This window comes from Archangium minus (assembly GCF_044360475.1).
GTDB lineage: Bacteria > Myxococcota > Myxococcia > Myxococcales > Myxococcaceae > Archangium > Archangium minus.
Genome location: NZ_CP043494.1, coordinates 5,088,940 through 5,106,549 on the forward strand (window position 1 = coordinate 5,088,940; position 17,610 = coordinate 5,106,549).

Here is a 17,610-nt window from a genome sequence, read left to right on the forward strand (position 1 = left end):
CGTGCTGCCGGGAGGTGCGGCATCTGGTAGAGGGACGCGGCCCCAGTCGCCATGCGCTTCCTCTACGTCCTCGCCAGCTACCTGCTCTTCGCCGTGCTCTTCCCGGTGTTGTCGCTGCACCGCAAGACGCGGCACGGGCTGCGGCAGCGGCTCGGCTTTTACGCGAAGGGCGAGCTCCCAGAGCGAGGGCCTGGCCCGACGTTTTGGCTGCACGGGGCGAGCGCGGGGGATCTGCTAGCGCTCTCTCCGATGTTCGGCCCGCTGCGGGCGCGCTTCCCGGGGTGTCGCATCGTGCTCTCCACGATGACGAACTCGGGCTACATGATGGGGCGCGAGCGCCTGGCGAAGCAGGTGGACGGGGTGGTGTATGCGCCGTACGACCTGTGGGGCGCTACGCGGCGGGCGGTGAAGGCGATACGTCCGGACCTGTTGGTGCTCGAGTACACGGAGATCTGGCCCAACCTCATCCGGGCGGCGAGCCGAGCGGGTGTGCGGGTAGCGCTGACGAATGGGCGCTTCTCGCCGGCGCACCAGGGGAAGTACCGGCTGCTGTTCTCGCTCATTGGCAATCCGCTGCGGGACATGGACCTGTTCCTGATGAGGGGGGAGGACGAGGCGGAGCGGGTGTTGGGGCTGGGGGCGCCGGGCGAGCGGGTGTTCATGACGGGGAACACGAAGTTCGACGCGCTGGCGGCGGCGGATGTGGGGCGGGAGGACGAGGCGCTGCGGAGCGCGTTGGGGCTGAAGGTCGGGGAGCGGGTGTGGATTGCCGGCAGCACGCACGAGGGTGAGGAGGAGCACCTGCTGGCGGTCTATCGCCGGTTGCTGGATGCGCACCCAGATCTGCGGTTGGTGATCGCGCCGAGGTACATCGAGCGGGCGGGGCGGATCGTCGCGCTGGCGAGGGAGGCGGGGCTGAGCGTGGGGTTGCGCTCGAAGGGGAACGAGGAGGGCGGGCGAGTGGTGGTGCTGGACACGATTGGAGAGCTGACGAGGGCGTACGGGCTGGCGACGCTGGTGTTCGTGGGCGGGTCGTTCACGAAGCGAGGGGGGCAGAACATCCTGGAGCCAGCGGGGCAGGGGAAGCCGGTGCTGTTCGGGCCGCACATGGAGAACTTCCGGGACAGCGTGCAGGTGCTGGTGGGGAGGGGAGGCATCCAGGTGAAGGACGTGGAGCATCTGTACCGGGTGATGTCGGAGTTGCTGGCGAAGCCAGAGACGGTGACGTCGTTGGGGGAGCTGGCGAGGGGGACGGTGCGGCAGATTTCAGGAGCGAGCCAGCGCAACGTGGAGCACATGGCGCGAGTGCTCGCCAGGGAAGTGCCTGAGTCCCGATGAGAATCCTGCACCTGCTTGCGAGCCCATTCTGGAGTGGCCCCGCGGAGAACGTGGCGTTGCTGGCGTTGGCGCAGCGCGAGGCGGGGCACGAAGTGACGGTGGCGGTGGATCGCCTGCGGAGGGAGGTGTCGGCGGAGGAGCCGGCGGTGCCGCGTTTCGAGGCGCTGGGGCTGCTGGACGAGGGAGGGCTGGAGCTGTCGGTGAAGTCATCGCCGTGGAGGGTGTGGAGGGACCTGCGGCGGCTGAAGGCGCGAAGCGTGGATGTGGTGCACGCGCACTTCACGCATGATCACCTGGTGGCGAGGTGGGGGAGACCGAGGGGCGCGGTGTTGATTCGCTCGGTGCATGCGCCGAGGTCGCTCAGGAGCTCGCTGCCGGGGGCAGACGCGTACACGGTGCCGTCGTCCTCGGTCATCACGCGGCTGGTGGGCCGGAGGGTGAGGGTGTTGCCGCCGCTGGTGGATTCGATGTTCCGACCGGCGGAGGATCGTGAGGCGCTGAGGAGGGAGCTGGGGCTGACGGGCTCGCCGCTGATCGGGATGGTGTCCACCTTCCAGCCTTCGAGGCGGCACGCGCTCGGGGTGGAGGCCTTCGCGAGGCTGCGCCAGGGACACGCCGGAGCGAGGCTGGTGCTGGTGGGTGACGGGGAGCTGGTGGAGCCGGTGCGCCAGCAGGTGCGCGCGTTGGGGCTGGAGGAGGCGGTGACCTTCGCGGGGTACCAGCGGGGCGAGACGTTCGTGCGCTGGCTGCGAGCGCTGGACGAGGTGTGGGTGTTGGGACTGGGGAACGACTGGAGCGCGAGGGCCGCGGCGCAGGCGAGGGCCTGCGGGGTGCGCGTGGTGGCGGTGGGGGAGGGCAACCTGCCGTCGTTGGCGGACGTGTTGGTGGAGGAACCAACGCCCGAGGCGGTGGTGAAGGCCTCGGAGTCGGGGACGAAGGCGCTGGTGGCGCACCCGAGTAACGAGAAGATCGCCGCGGAAGTACTCGCGCTGTACGAGCAGGCGAGGGCAGAGCGGTGAGCGAGCCGGCCCCGAGGCAGGAGGCGCCGACGGCGATCGAGCGGGTCTTCTACCCGGGGAGGGAGGAGGACTGGAGCCGGAAGGCACTGCTGGCGCCGCTGGACGTCTTGGCCTGGGGATACGGGGCGGGAGTGAGGCTGAGGGGAGCGCTCTACGACGTGGGCCTGCTGCGAGGCGAGCGAGTAGAGGGACTGCGCGTCATCTCGGTGGGCAACCTGAACGTGGGAGGGACGGGAAAGACGCCGGCGGTGCTGTACCTGGCGGAGCTGCTGGTGCGAGAGGGCAAGCGGGTCGGCATCCTGACGAGAGGGTACGGGCGCAGCTCGAAGGAGCCCGTGACCTTCACGGGAGTGGGGCCGCTGCCATCCGTGGAGGAGGCGGGAGACGAGCCGTTGCTGCTCGCGCGCCGTTGTCCCGAGGCGCGGCTGTTGGTGGGAGCGGATCGGCGGATGCTGGCACGTCGGGCGAGGGACGAGTTCGGGCTGGAGGTGGTGCTGCTCGACGATGGCTTTCAGCACCGGAAGCTGGCGAGGGACGAGGACGTGGTGGTGGTGGACGAGGCGGTGGGTTTCGGCAATGGCCGGATGTTGCCGAGAGGGCCGTTGCGCGAGCCGCTGTCCGGCTTGAACCGGGCGACGCTCTTCTGGGTGCGAGCCGCGGCGACGCCTGGGCGGACGCTGCCACCACTTGGAGCGCCCCAAGTGCGGACGCGGTATCGACCTACGGCGTGGGTGGATCCATCGGGAGCGCAGCATCCTCCCGAGTCGCTGTCGGGGCAGCCGGTGCTAGCGCTGGCGGGGCTTGCTCGGCCGGGGGGCTTCCTGCGGACGCTGGGCGAGCTGGGAACGGACGTGCGGGGCACGGCCTTCTTTCCGGACCATCATCACTTCAGCGAGCGGGAACTCCACGAGGTAAGCGCACGGGCGGCGAGCTTGGGGGCGAGGGTGGTGACGACGGAGAAGGACCTGGTGCGGCTGCCTGGGGGCTTTGAGACGTGGACGGTGCGCCTGGGGGTAGAGGTGCTCGAGGGTGAGTCGCACCTTCGCCGGGCGCTCGGGCTCGGGTAGGAAAAGGTCAGCTTGTGGATGGGGTGTTGCTGTGGGACAACGCGCCGCCATGGCTGCCGTGCTGCCCGCCCGAGTGACTCCTCTCCTGGCCCAACTTCCATTGGTCTTCGCGCGCCGGAAGGTGCTGTTGGTGGGGGATCTCGTCGCCGACCACTACATCTACGGCCAGACGGACCGGGTGAGCCGGGAGGCACCGGTGCTGATCGTCCGCCACGAGTCTTCGGAGGTGAAGCTAGGGGGCGGGGCGAACGTGGCGGCGAACGTGCGAGCGCTGTCGGGGCAGGTGACGGCGGTGGGGGTATTGGGGGCGGACGAGATGGGGAAGGCGCTGCGGAAGCTGTTCGACGATGCGGGAATCGAGCTGCGCGCGGTGAGTGCGAAGGGCGTGGAAACGGAGACGAAGACGCGCATTCTGGCGGGCGGGGTGAACACGACGCGGCAGCAGATGTTGAGGCTGGACCGAGGGCAGCGGGGCCCGTTGCCGCCGAAGCTTCGCCGAGCGCTGGTGAAGCGAGTGGAGGAGGCCGCGAAGGACGTGGACGCGGTGGTGGTCTCCGACTACGGGGCGGGGGTGGTGGGGGAGGAGATGCGCGAGGCGCTGAGCAAGCTGGCGGCGGACGGACTGCCGGTGTGCGTAGACAGCCGGTACAGCCTGTCGGCCTTCACGGGGGTGACGGTGTGCAAGCCGAACGAGCCGGAGCTGCAGTCGTTGGTAGGCCGGCCGTTGCGGACGGAAGCGGAGCTGGTGGAGGCGGGGCACGAGGTGGTGCGCCGGATGAAGTGCCAGGCGCTGTTGGTGACGAGGGGCCGGCACGGGATGGCGCTCTTCGATGCGAAGGGCGGGGTGGACATGATTCCGGTGCACGGCGCGAAGGAGGCCGTGGACGTGACGGGGGCAGGGGACACGGTGATCGCGGCCTTTTCGTTGGGGTTGGCGGCTGGGGGCGGCTTCAGGGAGGCGGCGAGGCTGGCGAACGTGGCAGGCGCCTTGGCGGTGCAGAAGCTGGGAACGGCGACGGTGGCGCGGGATGAGCTGCTGGGCGAGCTGAGGAGCGCGCGGTGAGCACCTCGAACAAGGTGAGGAAGCTGTCGGAGGTAGTGGAGCAGCGCGATCGCTGGAGGGCAGAGGGGAAGACGGTGGCGCTGGCAAACGGGGTCTTCGATCTGATCCACGTAGGGCACGTGCGCTATCTGGAGGGGGCGAAGGAGCTGGCGGACTACCTGGTGGTGGCAGTGAACTCGGACGCGTCAACGAGGGCGTACAAGGGACCGGGCCGGCCGCACATTCCGGAGGGGGAGAGGGCGGAGATGGTGGCAGCGCTGGCATGTACGGACCGAGTGCTCATCTTTGATGAGCCGAACGTGCGCCACATCATCCGAGCGCTGAAACCGGACGTGCACGTAAAGGGAACGGACTACACGCCGGACACGATTCCGGAGGCGGACGAGGTGCGAGCCTACGGAGGCCGAGTCGCGGTGGCAGGGGATCCAAAGAACCACAGCACGACGGAGCTCGCGCAGAGGCTACAAGCGGAGCGAGGAGCGAAATAGCCCTCTATGCCGCTTCCCGACTGGCTGTTCGAGACGTTGGCCTGCCCGAAGTGCAAGAACCCACTCCCTCTCCCTCTGGGAGAGGGTCGGGGTGAGGGTATAAAACCCCCGGGTTCAACATCCGTGAACCCCCATCGGGACGAGCTGCACTGCGAGAACTGCCGTCTCGCGTACCCCATCCGGGGCGGAGTCCCGGAGCTGTTGCTCGAAGAATCCCACCCACTCCCAAGCTCAGGGAGCTGAAGAAGCCCGGACCGAGAGCCCATCGGCGAAGGAGCGAACCTCCTCGAAGATGCGGGCCTGGAGGTCGCCACCCGAGTCGACGACGGGGGTGAGGTCGACCATGCGGTGGGGAGGGTAGGGGTGACCCCATCGGTCCATGTCCATGCGGAGGAAGAGGCCGAGGGTGGGGGCGCCGACGGAGACAGACAGGTGCATGGGGCCGGTGTTGTTGCAGACGGTGAGACCGGCGGAGCGCATGAGGGCGGCGAGCTCGTCGATATTGGTGGGAGGGGCGAGCTGTGCGCCGGGGGCGGCGGCCACGACGGTGCGAGCGAGCTCCTCCTCACCGGGACCCCAGGTAACGATGGGGGTGCGGCCGGAGGCGATCAACGCGCGAGCGGCGGAGGCGAAGGCCTCGGGAGGGATGCGGCGCCAGCCGAGCCGTCCACCTGGGTTGATGACAGCGCGTGGGGAAGCGGATTCGGCCTCGAGCCAGGCGCGGAACGCCTCACTGACCTGAGGAGAGCGAAAGGACATCAGCTCTCGGGGAGGACGCTCCAGGAGGGGGGAGAGCAGGTGGACGCGCTGGAGCACCTCGCGGTTCGTATCGGAGCGAGCCGGGACGGACAGCGAGTGGAGGTAGTGGACGGGCCACATGCGGGGGCCGATGACGATGGAGCGAGGCCCGACGAGCCGGGAGATGAGGGCGGAGGTGACCGAGGGCGTGGACCAGTTGGCGCAGTCGACGACGACGTCATAGTGCTCGCGGCGTAGGGCGCGGATGCCGGGGGCGAGAGGCCCGAGCCAGAGCAGACGCCGGTCGAAGGGTATGATCCGATCCGCCTCGGGGTGGCCGGCGATGACGCGGGCGACCTTGGAGTGGACGAGGACGTGTACTTCCGGGGGCCTGGGGGAGGCCTTGAGGGTGCTGAGGAGAGGGGTGGTGAGGAGGGCCTCGCCCACCCGGTTGTCGATACGAACCAGGAGGACGCGCCGGGGGGAGGGGAGGGGGGTTCCCACCTTCTTCCGGCGACCGGGGCGCCAGAGGAGGGCGGAAGCCACGAGAGCGAGTGCCAGCTTCGCCCACAACTCGAGCCGCTTGTGCCAAACCATCGGGGGGCGGACCATAGCAGAGAGGATTGGTGCAGGTGGCTTGACCTGCTGACCGGAAGCGCCTAGCAAGCCGCCAATGTTGAAGAGCATGACCGGGTTTGGAGCGGGACGCGCGCGTGTGGGGGACGAGGAGTTCTCCGTGGAGCTGCGCTCTCTCAACCACAAATTCTGCGAGGTAAAGGTCCGGCTACCGAGGGAGCTGGCGGCGCTGGAGTCGGCGGTGACGAAGCAGGTGAAGGACCGACTTGCCCGCGGTTCGGTGGAGGTCTTCATCAAGAGGCAGACGGCGACGGCGGCTGGGACGGTGCCGGTGGTGGATGTGGCGTTGGCGCGGGAGTACGCGCGAGCCTTCCGTGAGGTCGCCGAGGCGCTCGGGATGATGGCCGAGGTGTCCTGGACCCATGTGTCCAACCAGCCAGGGGTGATGCGGCTGGAGGAGCGGGGCATGGACGTGGAGTCGGCAACGCGGGCCGTGCAGGAGGCGCTGGAGCAAGCGCTCAGCGCGCTGGAGCGGATGCGGCAGGTGGAGGGAGAGGCGATCCATGCGGACCTGGAGGCGAGGCTCGGGCTTATCGAGCGCTGGAGCCGGGAGGTCGCCGCGCTGGCACCCCGTTCAGTGGAGGAGTACCGCCAGCGGCTGGCCGAGCGCGTAGCGGAGCTGGCCCGTGGCATCTCCGTGGACGAGCAGCGGCTCGCCCAGGAGGTCGCCGTCTTCGCCGAGCGGACGGACATTGCCGAGGAGATGACGCGGCTAGCCAGTCACCTCGAGCAGTTCCGCCAATTGATGGCGGGGAGCGAGCCGGCGGGCCGCCGCATGGACTTTCTTGTGCAGGAGATGCACCGCGAAGTGAACACCACGGGCTCCAAGAGTCAGCACGCGGAGATCTCCTCGCGAGTGGTATCGATGAAGGCCGAAGTCGAGCGCATCCGCGAACAGGTCCAGAACGTCGAATGAACGAGCCTACTTCTCTCCAGCCCGGCATCTTGCTTGTCCTCTCAGCTCCCTCGGGGACGGGGAAGACCACCTTGGCGCGCCGCCTGCTCGGCGAGCTGCCGGAGGCCCTTTTCTCCATCAGCGTCACCACCCGGAAGCCCAGAGGACGGGAGCAGGACGGAGTGGACTACCACTTCGTGGACGTCGCTTCCTTTCAAGAGCGCATCGAGCGGGGCGAGTTCGTTGAGTGGGCCGAGGTCTATGGCCACTTCTACGGGAGCTCCCAGGCCGTGGTGGATGAAGCCCGAGCACGGCGGGGCGTAGCCATCTTCGATATCGACGTGCAGGGGGGACTGGCGATCAAGCGCAAGCACCCCGACACGGTGCTCGTCTTTGTCGTACCTCCTGCCATGGAGGAGCTCGAGCGGCGCTTGCGCGAGCGTGGGACCGACGCGGAGGACACGATCCGGCGTCGGATGCTGGCCGCCCGCTCGGAGATTGAGCGAGGAGTTGCCTCGTACGACTACATCATCGTGAACGACGACTTCGAGCGCGCCTATCGGGATCTACATGCAATCGTCGTCTCCGAGCGCTGCCGCCGGGGACGGGTAGATCTTTCGAAACTCCGGCTGGAGAAGTCGGGAACCTGAGCTGGGGGAATGAAGAGAGTTCGAGAGGCGGTTTCTCTACACCACCCATGAGCCGGAGCTGAACGAGTTGGAGTGGGTGGGGGATGGTCAGAAATAGCTTGCGCTGCCTGATCACCTGGTGGATAAGCCGCCTCACCTCACGGCGCGGTGTCACACGCGTGACACTTCAGCGAAGTGAGTTGTTCTTTTGAGCATCAATAAGGACCGAAGGCATGGGCATTACCGCGCTAGCTGTCGCTGCGGTGGTTGTTGCCCGCCGAGCGGGGCAGGTTGATGAAGTTGACAAGTCCCGATAGTGGTCCTAGATACTGAGAACCTCGCCAGTCCGGCTGAAAAAGCCGACGGTGAGCGGAATCGACCGAAATGAAGTTGCGGTTGAATCCACTCGGACGCGGAGGTAAAAGCCGCGCCCCCTCGGACGGGAAGGTGAAGTCGCAACGGCGACGGAGGTCTCCGACCGAAGCAGTGAAAGACGAAATACAAAGTCGGCGAGCGAAGTTGACTCCCCACGCGGCGGTGGTAGAAGCTGCCTCCCCTCGAAACGGCGGGTGTCGCGCAGGTGACACAGTCGAAGCGAGGCGGAAGAAAGAGTCGACGAAGCGAGTTGACACGAGACGCGGAAGCGAAGTAGATTCCGCGCCCCTCCTCGAAAGAAGAAACAAAGCGCCCCGGCGCGATGTTGACTCTCTACGAGGCGAAGCGATGAAACGGAGCGGCAACGGCCGCTTGACAGAAAAGTCGCTTTGAAATAAAGAAGGCAGCCCCCGAGGTTGAATGGGGTGCCGCTGAGAAGTAGAGGCAGCGTAGCAGAAAGCCGCGGCAGCAACAAGCGGCTCGGTCTTTGAAAACCAAATAGCAAGCCCAAGAAGAAGACGATTGCGGAAACCGCAGTCAATTCTAAACGGCACCTCCAGCGAGTCGGCGTGAGTCGATTCCGAGGTGCCCTGAACAGCGAAGTCAGGTGTCCCTTAGCCGGGCCCTGACGGATGCCGGTTCAAAACCTTCAATTTCAATTGGAGAGTTTGATCCTGGCTCAGAACGAACGCTGGCGGCGTGCCTAACACATGCAAGTCGAGCGCGAATGGAGCAATCCTAGTAGAGCGGCGCACGGGTGCGTAACACGTGGATAATCTGCCTGGGTGTCTGGGATAACCAGTCGAAAGATTGGCTAATACCGGATAAGCCCCGGGAGCTTCGGCTCCTGAGGGAAAAGGTGGCCTCTGTATACAAGCTATCACACCTAGATGAGTCCGCGGCCCATCAGCTAGTTGGCGGGGTAATGGCCCACCAAGGCGACGACGGGTAGCTGGTCTGAGAGGACGATCAGCCACACTGGAACTGAGACACGGTCCAGACTCCTACGGGAGGCAGCAGTGGGGAATTTTGCGCAATGGGCGAAAGCCTGACGCAGCAACGCCGCGTGTGTGATGAAGGTCTTCGGATTGTAAAGCACTTTCGACCGGGACGAAAACCCTCAGCCTAACACGCTGGGGCTTGACGGTACCGGGAGAAGAAGCACCGGCTAACTCTGTGCCAGCAGCCGCGGTAATACAGAGGGTGCAAGCGTTGTTCGGAATTATTGGGCGTAAAGCGCGTGTAGGCGGCTTTGCAAGTCGGGTGTGAAAGCCCTCAGCTCAACTGAGGAAGTGCGCCCGAAACTGCAGAGCTTGAGTGCCGGAGAGGGTGGCGGAATTCCCCAAGTAGAGGTGAAATTCGTAGATATGGGGAGGAACACCGGTGGCGAAGGCGGCCACCTGGACGGTAACTGACGCTGAGACGCGAAAGCGTGGGGAGCAAACAGGATTAGATACCCTGGTAGTCCACGCCGTAAACGATGAGAACTAGGTGTCGTGGGTGTTGACCCCCGCGGTGCCGTAGCTAACGCATTAAGTTCTCCGCCTGGGAAGTACGGTCGCAAGACTAAAACTCAAAGGAATTGACGGGGGCCCGCACAAGCGGTGGAGCATGTGGTTTAATTCGACGCAACGCGCAGAACCTTACCTGGTCTTGACATCCTCGGAATCCTTCAGAGATGAGGGAGTGCCCGCAAGGGAACCGAGAGACAGGTGCTGCATGGCTGTCGTCAGCTCGTGTCGTGAGATGTTGGGTTAAGTCCCGCAACGAGCGCAACCCTCGCCTTTAGTTGCCACGCAAGTGGATCTCTAGAGGGACTGCCGGTGTTAAACCGGAGGAAGGTGGGGATGACGTCAAGTCCTCATGGCCTTTATGACCAGGGCTACACACGTGCTACAATGGCCGGTACAACGCGTCGCCAACCCGCGAGGGGGAGCTAATCGCATAAAACCGGTCTCAGTTCAGATTGGAGTCTGCAACTCGACTCCATGAAGGCGGAATCGCTAGTAATCGCGGATCAGCACGCCGCGGTGAATACGTTCCCGGGCCTTGTACACACCGCCCGTCACACCATGGGAGTCGATTGCTCCAGAAGTCATCTCACCAAGAGGTGCCCAAGGAGTGGTCGGTAACTGGGGTGAAGTCGTAACAAGGTAGCCGTAGGGGAACCTGCGGCTGGATCACCTCCTTTCTAAGGAGACCGGGTACACGGTGAGCGCTTCGGCGCCACAGGGTGTACCAGCAGCGAAAGCTGCCGAGGTCGACCAGGTCAACGTTTCCCAATCGTCTGGGCTTGCTGTTTGGTTTTGAGGGGCTGAGCCAGCCGTGGCTCGGTTCTTTGAGAATGAAGGTAGCTGTACGGGTAACTCACCAACTGGGCCTATAGCTCAGCTGGCTAGAGCGCACGCCTGATAAGCGTGAGGTCGGTGGTTCAAGTCCACCTAGGCCCACCAGCTTCCCTGCTGAGGGAAGGCTCGGTGCCGCGGAAGCCAGCCGGTAGCGCTCCACGACGACTTTGGGTAAAGAGAAGTTATGGGGCTGTAGCTCAGCTGGGAGAGCGCTAGCTTTGCAAGCTAGATGTCGTCGGTTCGATCCCGATCAGCTCCACAAGTATTCCAATCAATGGATTGGAAGCGTTCTTTGACAAGTGCATACGAAGGGTAGAATTCAATTTCTGCTGAGAGAAGTTCGACTCACCAGCAGAAGGTACCTGGTGCTGCGATAGCGGCCAGGTGCTGGAAGCGGTGAGCTCAAGCAATGCATTCTTCCGGGTTCCGCAGCGAAGAGCTGGGGCCTGGACCTTGGTCTCGAGTTTTGAAAATCCCGCCGGGAGGCGGGCTTGCGAGGGATTAAGGTAAGTAAGCTACTAAGGGCGTGCGGTGGATGCCTAGGTGCCAAGAGGCGAAGAAGGACGTGGGTGGCTGCGAAAAGCTCCGGGGAGTTGCCAACCGAACGTTGAGCCGGAGATGTCCGAATGGGGAAACCCAACGTGGTGAAAGCCGCGTTACCTCGGCCTGAATACATAGGGCCGAAGGAGCGAACCAGGGGAAGTGAAACATCTCAGTACCCTGAGGAAAAGAAAACAATGAGTGATTCCCGAAGTAGTGGCGAGCGAAACGGGAACAGCCTAAACCGGTGTCACGCAAGTGGCACCGGGGTTGCGGGTCCGCGGTAGGACCTTTGCTGGTTAGCGGAAGCACCTGGAAAGGTGCACCAAAGAGCGTGACAGTCGCGTACGCGAAAACCGGTGGAGGCCGAGCGGGGTACCCAAGTAGGGCGGGACACGTGCAATCCTGCCTGAATCTGCCGGGACCATCCGGTAAGGCTAAATACTCCTTGGCGACCGATAGTGGACAAGTACCGCGAGGGAAAGGTGAAAAGAACCCCAGTGAGGGGAGTCAAAAGAACCTGAAACCGCATGTCTACAAGCAGTCCGAGCACTACGTCGCAAGACAGTGCGAGGGCGTACCTTTTGCATCATGATTCGGCGACTTAATGTACGTAGCGAGGCTAAGCCGATAGGTGGAGCCGGAGCGAAAGCGAGTCCGAAACGGGCGACTACAGTTGCGTGCATTATAACCCGAAGCGGGGTGATCTACACATGGCCAGGTTGAAGTGAGGGTAACACCTCATGGAGGACCGAACTCATGAAAGTTGAAAATTTCTGGGATGAGCTGTGTGTAGGGGTGAAAGGCCAATCAAACTCCGTGATAGCTGGTTCTCCCCGAAAGATATTTAGGTATCGTCTCGAGGAATTCAATACCGGAGGTAGAGCACTGGAACGGCTAGGGGTCTCACCAGATTACCAAACCGTACCAAACTCCGAATGCCGGTAATTGTTATCTCGGGAAGCAGTCAGTGGGTGATAACGTCCATTGGCAAGAGGGGAATAACCCAGACCGACAGCTAAGGCCCCCAAGTCTAGTCTAAGTGAACACTAGAAAGGATGTGGCAGGTCATTGACAACCAGGAGGTTGGCTTAGAAGCAGCCATCCTTTAAAGAAAGCGTAATAGCTCACTGGTCGAGACAGGCCGCGCCGAAAATGTAACGGGGCTCAAGACTAGCGCCGAAGCTTCGGATTGCATGCGTCAGGCGCATGCAGTGGTAGGGGAGCGTTGCAACTACAGCGAAGGTAGACCGCAAGGGCTGCTGGAGTGGTTGCGAGTGCTGATGCCGAAATGAGTAGCGATAAAGGGGGTGAGAAACCCCCTCGCCGTAAACCCAAGGTTTCCTGGGTCAAGTTAATCTTCCCAGGGTTAGCCGGGACCTAAGCCGAGGCCGAAAGGCGTAGGTGATGGCAAGCAGGTTAATATTCCTGCGCCATCTTGTAGACGTTGAACCGAGGAAGGACGGAGAAAGCTAGACGAGCTGGCCGGTGGTTGTGCCAGTCCAAAGGCGTAGGGGTGTCGCGTACGATGAAAAGGCGCGGCAGCTATCCCCGAGACCCCATGGCACCCCTCACGGGGTAAGTCGTTGATGCTCGGCTTCCAAGAAAAGTTCCGCGGGGAGTCTACAGGGTGTCCGTACCGCAAACCGACACAGGTGGGTGAGGAGAAAATCCTAAGGCGCTTGAGAGAACTCTCCTCCAAGGAACTAGGCAAATTTCCACCGTAACTTCGGAAGAAGGTGGGCCTCTGGTAGGTGAAGGCGTACAGCTGGAGCCGAGAGAGGTTGCAGAGAAATGGCGGTAGCGACTGTTTACCAAAAACACAGGACTCTGCGAAGGCACGAAGCCGACGTATAGGGTCTGACTCCTGCCCGGTGCTGGAAGGTTAAGGGGATTCGTCAGCCGCAAGGCGAAGCGATGATCCGAAGCCCCAGTAAACGGCGGCCGTAACTATAACGGTCCTAAGGTAGCGAAATTCCTTGTCGGGTAAGTTCCGACCTGCACGAATGGAGTAACGACTTCCGCACTGTCTCGGAGAGGGACTCAGCGAAATTGAAATAGCTGTGCCGATGCAGTTTACCCGCAGCAAGACGGAAAGACCCCGTGAACCTTTACTACAACTTGACAGTGACACTAGGGTTCGACTGTGTAGGATAGGTGGGAGCCTTTGAAGCCGGGCCGCTAGGTTCGGTGGAGGCAACGGTGAAATACCACCCTGTCGGATTCTGGTGTCTAACCATGCCCCCTCAACGGGAGCTGGGACACTGTCTGGTGGGTAGTTTGACTGGGGCGGTCGCCTCCCAAAATGTAACGGAGGCGCGCGATGGTTCCCTCAGCCCGATTGGAAACCGGGCGTCGAGTGCAATGGCATAAGGGAGCTTGACTGCGAGACAGACATGTCGAGCAGGTGCGAAAGCAGGTCATAGTGATCCGGTGGTCCTGAATGGAAGGGCCATCGCTCAACGGATAAAAGGTACTCCGGGGATAACAGGCTTATCTCCCCCAAGAGTTCACATCGACGGGGAGGTTTGGCACCTCGATGTCGGCTCATCGCATCCTGGGGCTGGAGCAGGTCCCAAGGGTTTGGCTGTTCGCCAATTAAAGCGGTACGCGAGCTGGGTTCAAAACGTCGTGAGACAGTTTGGTCCCTATCTGCTGTGGGCGTAGGATACTTGAGAGGCTCTGACCTTAGTACGAGAGGACCGGGTTGGAGACACCGCTGGTGTACCAGTTGTCTCGCCAGAGGCATCGCTGGGTAGCCATGTGTCGATTGGATAACCGCTGAAAGCATCTAAGCGGGAAACCGACCTCAAGAACAGGTATCCCGGGCGCAAGCCCCTGAAGACCCGTCGAAGACTACGACGTTGATAGGCCGGGTGTGTAAGCGCGGTAACGCGTTGAGCTAACCGGTACTAATTGGTCGTGCGGCTTACTTTACCTCAATCTCTCACAGGCTCCACCGAAACGGGGGAGTAAGGGATTCGAGGCCAAGGTCGAGGCCCCTGAGCGCGCTCCGAAAGCGAGTGGCGCCGGGCTCGGAAGAAGGCACCAGCTTCTGTCAGCAGGAAATTGAAAACTACCCTTTGTATGCACGCGTCACATGTTTTCCGGTGGCAATGTCGGAGGGGTCCCACCCGTTCCCATCCCGAACACGGAAGTTAAGCCCTCCAGAGCCGATGGTACTCCGCGGGAAACCGCGCGGGAGAGTAGGTCGCTGCCGGATTTTTTTTGAAGGCCCCGAGTCCTCACACCCACGTGTGGACTCGGGGCCTTCGCCTTTGCGGGCTCTTTCTCTCGCCGCTCGTGTGACCAGGCCCTCAGGCCCTCAGTTTCTGGGCTGCCCTGGTGGGCGTAGCCTGCCGCGTCGTGGGGATTCTCCCGTTCTAGGGGGCAGCGCGCAGGCTCTTCGCTCTCGTAAATTCGGCCGGAGCGAGTCTCCGCCGTCCTTCGAGCGGGGTTTTATGGCCCAAGTGGCTGGAACTCTTGGGGAATCCGCTCTCCGGGGTGGTTTGACTCACCGTCAGTGCTCCGTCTAAAGTCCCGGGTTCGTCCGGTTTTTCCACCCACCGTTTCTCTCTGAGCGGCGTTGTGGCCTTCCGGGTGCGGGCGGATCCACGCAATGAAGAAGCCGACCTTATTTGGCAAGTACCTCCTCCTCGAGCGCATCAACGTTGGCGGCATGGCGGAGGTCTTTACGGCCAAGGCCTTCGGCGTCGAGGGGTTCGAACGGATCCTCGCCATCAAGAAGATCCTTCCGACGATGGCGGAGGACGACGAGTTCATCACGATGTTCATCGATGAGGCGCGGATCAGCGTGCAGCTGAACCACGCCAACATCGTGCACATCCACGAGCTCGGGAAGCACGAGGACACCTACTTCATCGCCATGGAGTACGTGTCCGGGCGGGATCTGCGCACGCTCCTGGAGCGCTACCGGCGGCGCAAGGAGATCATGCCCACGGCCCAGGCCGTCTTCGTCGCCTCCAAGATTTGCGAGGGGCTCGATTACGCACACCGCAAGAAGGACGCTCGCGGGCAAGATCTGAACATCATCCACCGCGACATCTCTCCGCAGAACATCCTCATTTCGTACGAGGGAGAGGTGAAGCTCATCGACTTCGGTATCGCGAAGGCGGCGAACCGGTCGCAGAAGACGCAGGCCGGCATCCTCAAGGGCAAGTTTGGTTACATGAGCCCGGAGCAGGTCCGCGGCCTGCCCATCGATCGTCGCAGCGACGTCTTCGCCGTGGGCGTCATCCTCTACGAGATGCTCACGGGCGAGCGGTTGTTCGTCGGCGAATCTGATTTCTCCACCCTGGAGAAGGTGCGCAACGCGGATGTGCCCACGCCGCGTCAGTTCAACCCGAACGTTCCCGTGGGCCTTGAGAAGGTGATGCTCAAGGCTCTCGCCCGTGATGCGGAGGATCGTTATCAGTGGGCGTCGGATCTCCAGGAGGACCTCATGCGGTTCCTCTTGGCCGGCGATGCCATCTACTCGTCCAAGCACCTCTCGGGCTACATGAAGGAGGCCTTCGCGGAGGACATCATCCGCGAGGCCGAGAAGATGGAGCGCTACGCTTCCGTCGAGCGCCCGGAGCAGATTGAAGCCTCTGGCGTCACGGGTGACATCTCCCGCTCGCCACGTCGGCAACAGGCGCTCCCCGCGACGCCCGTTGCTGGCCGTTCGCCCACGGCCCAGGCCCAACCCGTCGTGCCGCCTCCTACCGAGGAAGAGCTGGCGGAACTCGATGGGGCAGGGGACAAGACGCAGATCTTCGATCCTTCCATCATCCATCGGCCAGATTCCTCCCCGGAGCCCTCGGCCAGTGTGCTGGTCGACGACAGCCTCACCGGAGAGACGAACTACCCTCCCGAGTTGGATGAAACCCTGCCGCCCACCCCTCGTGACAGGTTCCGTGGCGGGAAGCAGCAGGTGGTCATTGGGGAAGAAGGGGAAGGCTACTCTGGCGCTACCGTTATCGGGCCCGCCCCTACGGCTCGCCCGGAGCCGGATGCCCTGGAGGAGTCAAATGCTACCCGCGTCGGTCATATCGAGTCGGGTGGCACCATGATGAGCCCAATGCCCACTGGGGAGCGGATGCGGCTGCAGATGGATGAGGAGCTGGACTCCTCCTCTCATCAAGACGGGCAGCAGCTACCCGAGGCTCCGGACGATTACGACGATTCTCGTGCACAAGGTCCGTTGCACGACCCCCAGGAGGAGGAGACGACCGGCCCCATCACCCTCCCGCCAACGGCTCAGGCCCCCGTGCCCGAGAAGTTGAAGCCCGCCCCCCAAAAACCAGCACCGCGCGCCGTCGTCGGAGTTGGAAAGAAGCTCCCCTCCAAGGCCATTATCGGGATTGCCGCGGGCGCCGCGGTGTTCGTGCTCGTGATTTTGGGCGTCGTGTTGTTGTCCGGGCCTCGCACCGCCAGTCTGATGATCTCCGTCCAGCCTGCGAAGGGCTCCGAGGTCCGGATCGACGGGCAGATCTACGCGCAGAACCAGGTCATTGAGCTCCCCGAGGGGACTCACAAGTTGACTGCCACCGCCCCGGGTCATTTGCCCGCGGAGCAGATGGTGACCGTGACCAAGGGAGAGCGTCCGCAGGTCGTGTCCGTGAAGTTGGTGGCCGAACCTCCGCCCGATCAGCCCGAAAAGCCCGTGGCGAATGACACCCAGGTCGCCAACGCCACAGGTACCGGTACGGGGACTGGTGCTCAGAGTGGTACGCCTTCGGGCTCCTTGCCCGAGGAGAATGCGCCGAAGGAGGTCCCGGCTCCCCAAACTGCATCGGCCGCCGGTACGGGCACGGGGACTTCACCTGCTGCCGAGGAGCCTCCCAAGCCGACAACGTTCGAGGCGGTGTTCGTGGGAAGTGCCGGCGCGGAGATCGAGGTGGGTGGCAAGCGCGTGGGAAAGACTCCCGACGCCAGGCTCGCCAACCTCACCATCGGGAAGACCTACTCCTTCACGGTTTCGCGCGCGGGCTACAAGAGCTACACCGGCAAGTTCCGTTCTGATGGCGACACGGAAGTGAAGGTGCCCTTCGAGCTCGAGAAGGAGGCGCCTGCCCCTGTCGCGGAGCGCCCCGTCACGAAGCCGCCCCCTTCACCGAAGAGCAGCTCCGGTAGCACCAAGGCTCCTCCTCCTCCTCCTCGCGCCGTGGCCAAGGGCAAGCTCGCGTGCAGCTCCCGACCCGCCGGGGCTCAGATCTGGGTCGATGGCAAGAACACCGGCCGTGAGACGCCCGTGGCGCTCGGCAATCCGCTGATCTTGCCAGTGGGTAGCCGCACGGTCGTCTTCAAGCTCGGCGGCAAGCAGAGCAAGCCTCAGAAGGTAGAGATCTCTGAGGGGGAAGTTGCCAAGCTCATCAACATCCCGGTCGAGTAGTCACGCATTCGTTGCCCTCTTTCCAATGTTGGGTAAAGAGGGACCTCTCCCTGGGCTTCCTGTTCTCGGGGCCTGGTTCC

Annotated in this window: 10 protein-coding genes, 2 tRNA genes and 3 rRNA genes; 14 read left to right on the top strand and 1 reads right to left on the bottom strand. The window is 63.3% G+C overall.

Translation table 11 applies throughout. The features are described from left to right. Positions 1-51: 51 nt before the first annotated feature. Genes F0U60_RS21115 through F0U60_RS21140 form a run of 6 tightly spaced genes read left to right on the top strand, consistent with a single transcriptional unit; the run spans position 52 to position 5,218 of the window. Positions 52-1,338: a 3-deoxy-D-manno-octulosonic acid transferase gene (locus F0U60_RS21115; RefSeq protein ID WP_395822661.1), complete on the top strand. Its 1,287-nt coding sequence runs from the start codon at positions 52-54 to the stop codon at positions 1,336-1,338. Next, positions 1,335-2,357 (top strand): glycosyltransferase, encoded by a 1,023-nt coding sequence (locus F0U60_RS21120; protein ID WP_395822663.1) that lies wholly within the window; start codon positions 1,335-1,337, stop codon positions 2,355-2,357. The genes F0U60_RS21115 and F0U60_RS21120 overlap by 4 nt, the downstream gene beginning before the upstream one ends. After that, positions 2,354-3,424: a tetraacyldisaccharide 4'-kinase gene (gene lpxK / locus F0U60_RS21125; RefSeq protein ID WP_395822665.1), complete on the top strand. Its 1,071-nt coding sequence runs from the start codon at positions 2,354-2,356 to the stop codon at positions 3,422-3,424. The genes F0U60_RS21120 and lpxK overlap by 4 nt, the downstream gene beginning before the upstream one ends. Positions 3,425-3,473: 49 nt before the next feature. Continuing rightward, positions 3,474-4,487 carry a bifunctional heptose 7-phosphate kinase/heptose 1-phosphate adenyltransferase gene (locus tag F0U60_RS21130; RefSeq protein WP_395822667.1) on the top strand — a complete coding sequence of 338 codons (1,014 nt, stop codon included), beginning with the start codon at positions 3,474-3,476 and terminating at the stop codon, positions 4,485-4,487. After that, positions 4,484-4,975: an adenylyltransferase/cytidyltransferase family protein gene (locus F0U60_RS21135; protein ID WP_395822669.1), complete on the top strand. Its 492-nt coding sequence runs from the start codon at positions 4,484-4,486 to the stop codon at positions 4,973-4,975. Before F0U60_RS21130 ends, F0U60_RS21135 begins: the two co-directional genes overlap by 4 nt. A gap of 6 nt (positions 4,976-4,981) precedes the next feature. After that, a complete protein-coding gene (locus tag F0U60_RS21140; protein WP_395822671.1) occupies positions 4,982-5,218 on the top strand; it encodes a Trm112 family protein in 237 nt (78 codons plus the stop codon). Here F0U60_RS21140 and F0U60_RS21145 read toward each other — a convergent pair. Further along, positions 5,207-6,310, bottom strand: coding sequence for a glycosyltransferase family 9 protein (locus F0U60_RS21145; RefSeq protein ID WP_395822673.1), 1,104 nt, complete (start codon positions 6,308-6,310; stop codon positions 5,207-5,209). The genes F0U60_RS21140 and F0U60_RS21145 overlap by 12 nt on opposite strands. A 76-nt stretch (positions 6,311-6,386) precedes the next feature. Between F0U60_RS21145 and F0U60_RS21150 the strand changes: the two genes are divergently transcribed. The 8 genes from F0U60_RS21150 (at position 6,387) to F0U60_RS21185 (ending at position 17,530) form a co-directional block, all read left to right on the top strand. Beyond that, positions 6,387-7,265 (top strand): YicC/YloC family endoribonuclease, encoded by an 879-nt coding sequence (locus tag F0U60_RS21150; protein WP_395822675.1) that lies wholly within the window; start codon positions 6,387-6,389, stop codon positions 7,263-7,265. Continuing rightward, complete coding sequence (gene gmk, locus F0U60_RS21155) at positions 7,262-7,894, top strand: guanylate kinase (RefSeq protein WP_395822677.1); 633 nt, start codon at positions 7,262-7,264, stop codon at positions 7,892-7,894. Before F0U60_RS21150 ends, gmk begins: the two co-directional genes overlap by 4 nt. Before the next feature lie 1,010 nt (positions 7,895-8,904). Beyond that, positions 8,905-10,439, top strand: a 16S ribosomal RNA gene (locus tag F0U60_RS21160). A gap of 185 nt (positions 10,440-10,624) precedes the next feature. Beyond that, a tRNA-Ile gene (locus F0U60_RS21165) sits at positions 10,625-10,701 on the top strand. Positions 10,702-10,782: 81 nt separating this feature from the next. Continuing rightward, a tRNA-Ala gene (locus tag F0U60_RS21170) sits at positions 10,783-10,855 on the top strand. 249 nt (positions 10,856-11,104) lie between these two features. Beyond that, a 23S ribosomal RNA gene (locus F0U60_RS21175) occupies positions 11,105-14,073 on the top strand. A 169-nt stretch (positions 14,074-14,242) separates the two neighbouring features. Further along, positions 14,243-14,359 (top strand): 5S ribosomal RNA (gene rrf, locus F0U60_RS21180). Together the 16S, 23S and 5S rRNA genes with 2 tRNA genes alongside form the textbook arrangement of a ribosomal RNA operon. Positions 14,360-14,755: 396 nt before the next feature. Beyond that, positions 14,756-17,530, top strand: a complete 2,775-nt coding sequence (locus tag F0U60_RS21185) for a protein kinase (protein ID WP_395822679.1) — start codon at positions 14,756-14,758, stop codon at positions 17,528-17,530. The last annotated feature ends 80 nt before the right edge of the window (positions 17,531-17,610 follow it).

Excerpts from the sequence above, each read along its gene's own strand:
- F0U60_RS21140 (WP_395822671.1), top strand. The coding sequence starts at position 4,982 with ATGCCGCTTCCCGACTGGCTGTTCGAGACGTTGGCCTGCCCGAAGTGC.
- F0U60_RS21145 (WP_395822673.1), bottom strand. The coding sequence starts at position 6,310 with ATGGTTTGGCACAAGCGGCTCGAGTTGTGGGCGAAGCTGGCACTCGCT.
- F0U60_RS21130 (WP_395822667.1), top strand. The coding sequence starts at position 3,474 with ATGGCTGCCGTGCTGCCCGCCCGAGTGACTCCTCTCCTGGCCCAACTT.
- F0U60_RS21150 (WP_395822675.1), top strand. The coding sequence starts at position 6,387 with ATGTTGAAGAGCATGACCGGGTTTGGAGCGGGACGCGCGCGTGTGGGG.
- F0U60_RS21120 (WP_395822663.1), top strand. The coding sequence starts at position 1,335 with ATGAGAATCCTGCACCTGCTTGCGAGCCCATTCTGGAGTGGCCCCGCG.
- F0U60_RS21115 (WP_395822661.1), top strand. The coding sequence starts at position 52 with ATGCGCTTCCTCTACGTCCTCGCCAGCTACCTGCTCTTCGCCGTGCTC.
- F0U60_RS21185 (WP_395822679.1), top strand. The coding sequence starts at position 14,756 with ATGAAGAAGCCGACCTTATTTGGCAAGTACCTCCTCCTCGAGCGCATC.
- gmk (WP_395822677.1), top strand. The coding sequence starts at position 7,262 with ATGAACGAGCCTACTTCTCTCCAGCCCGGCATCTTGCTTGTCCTCTCA.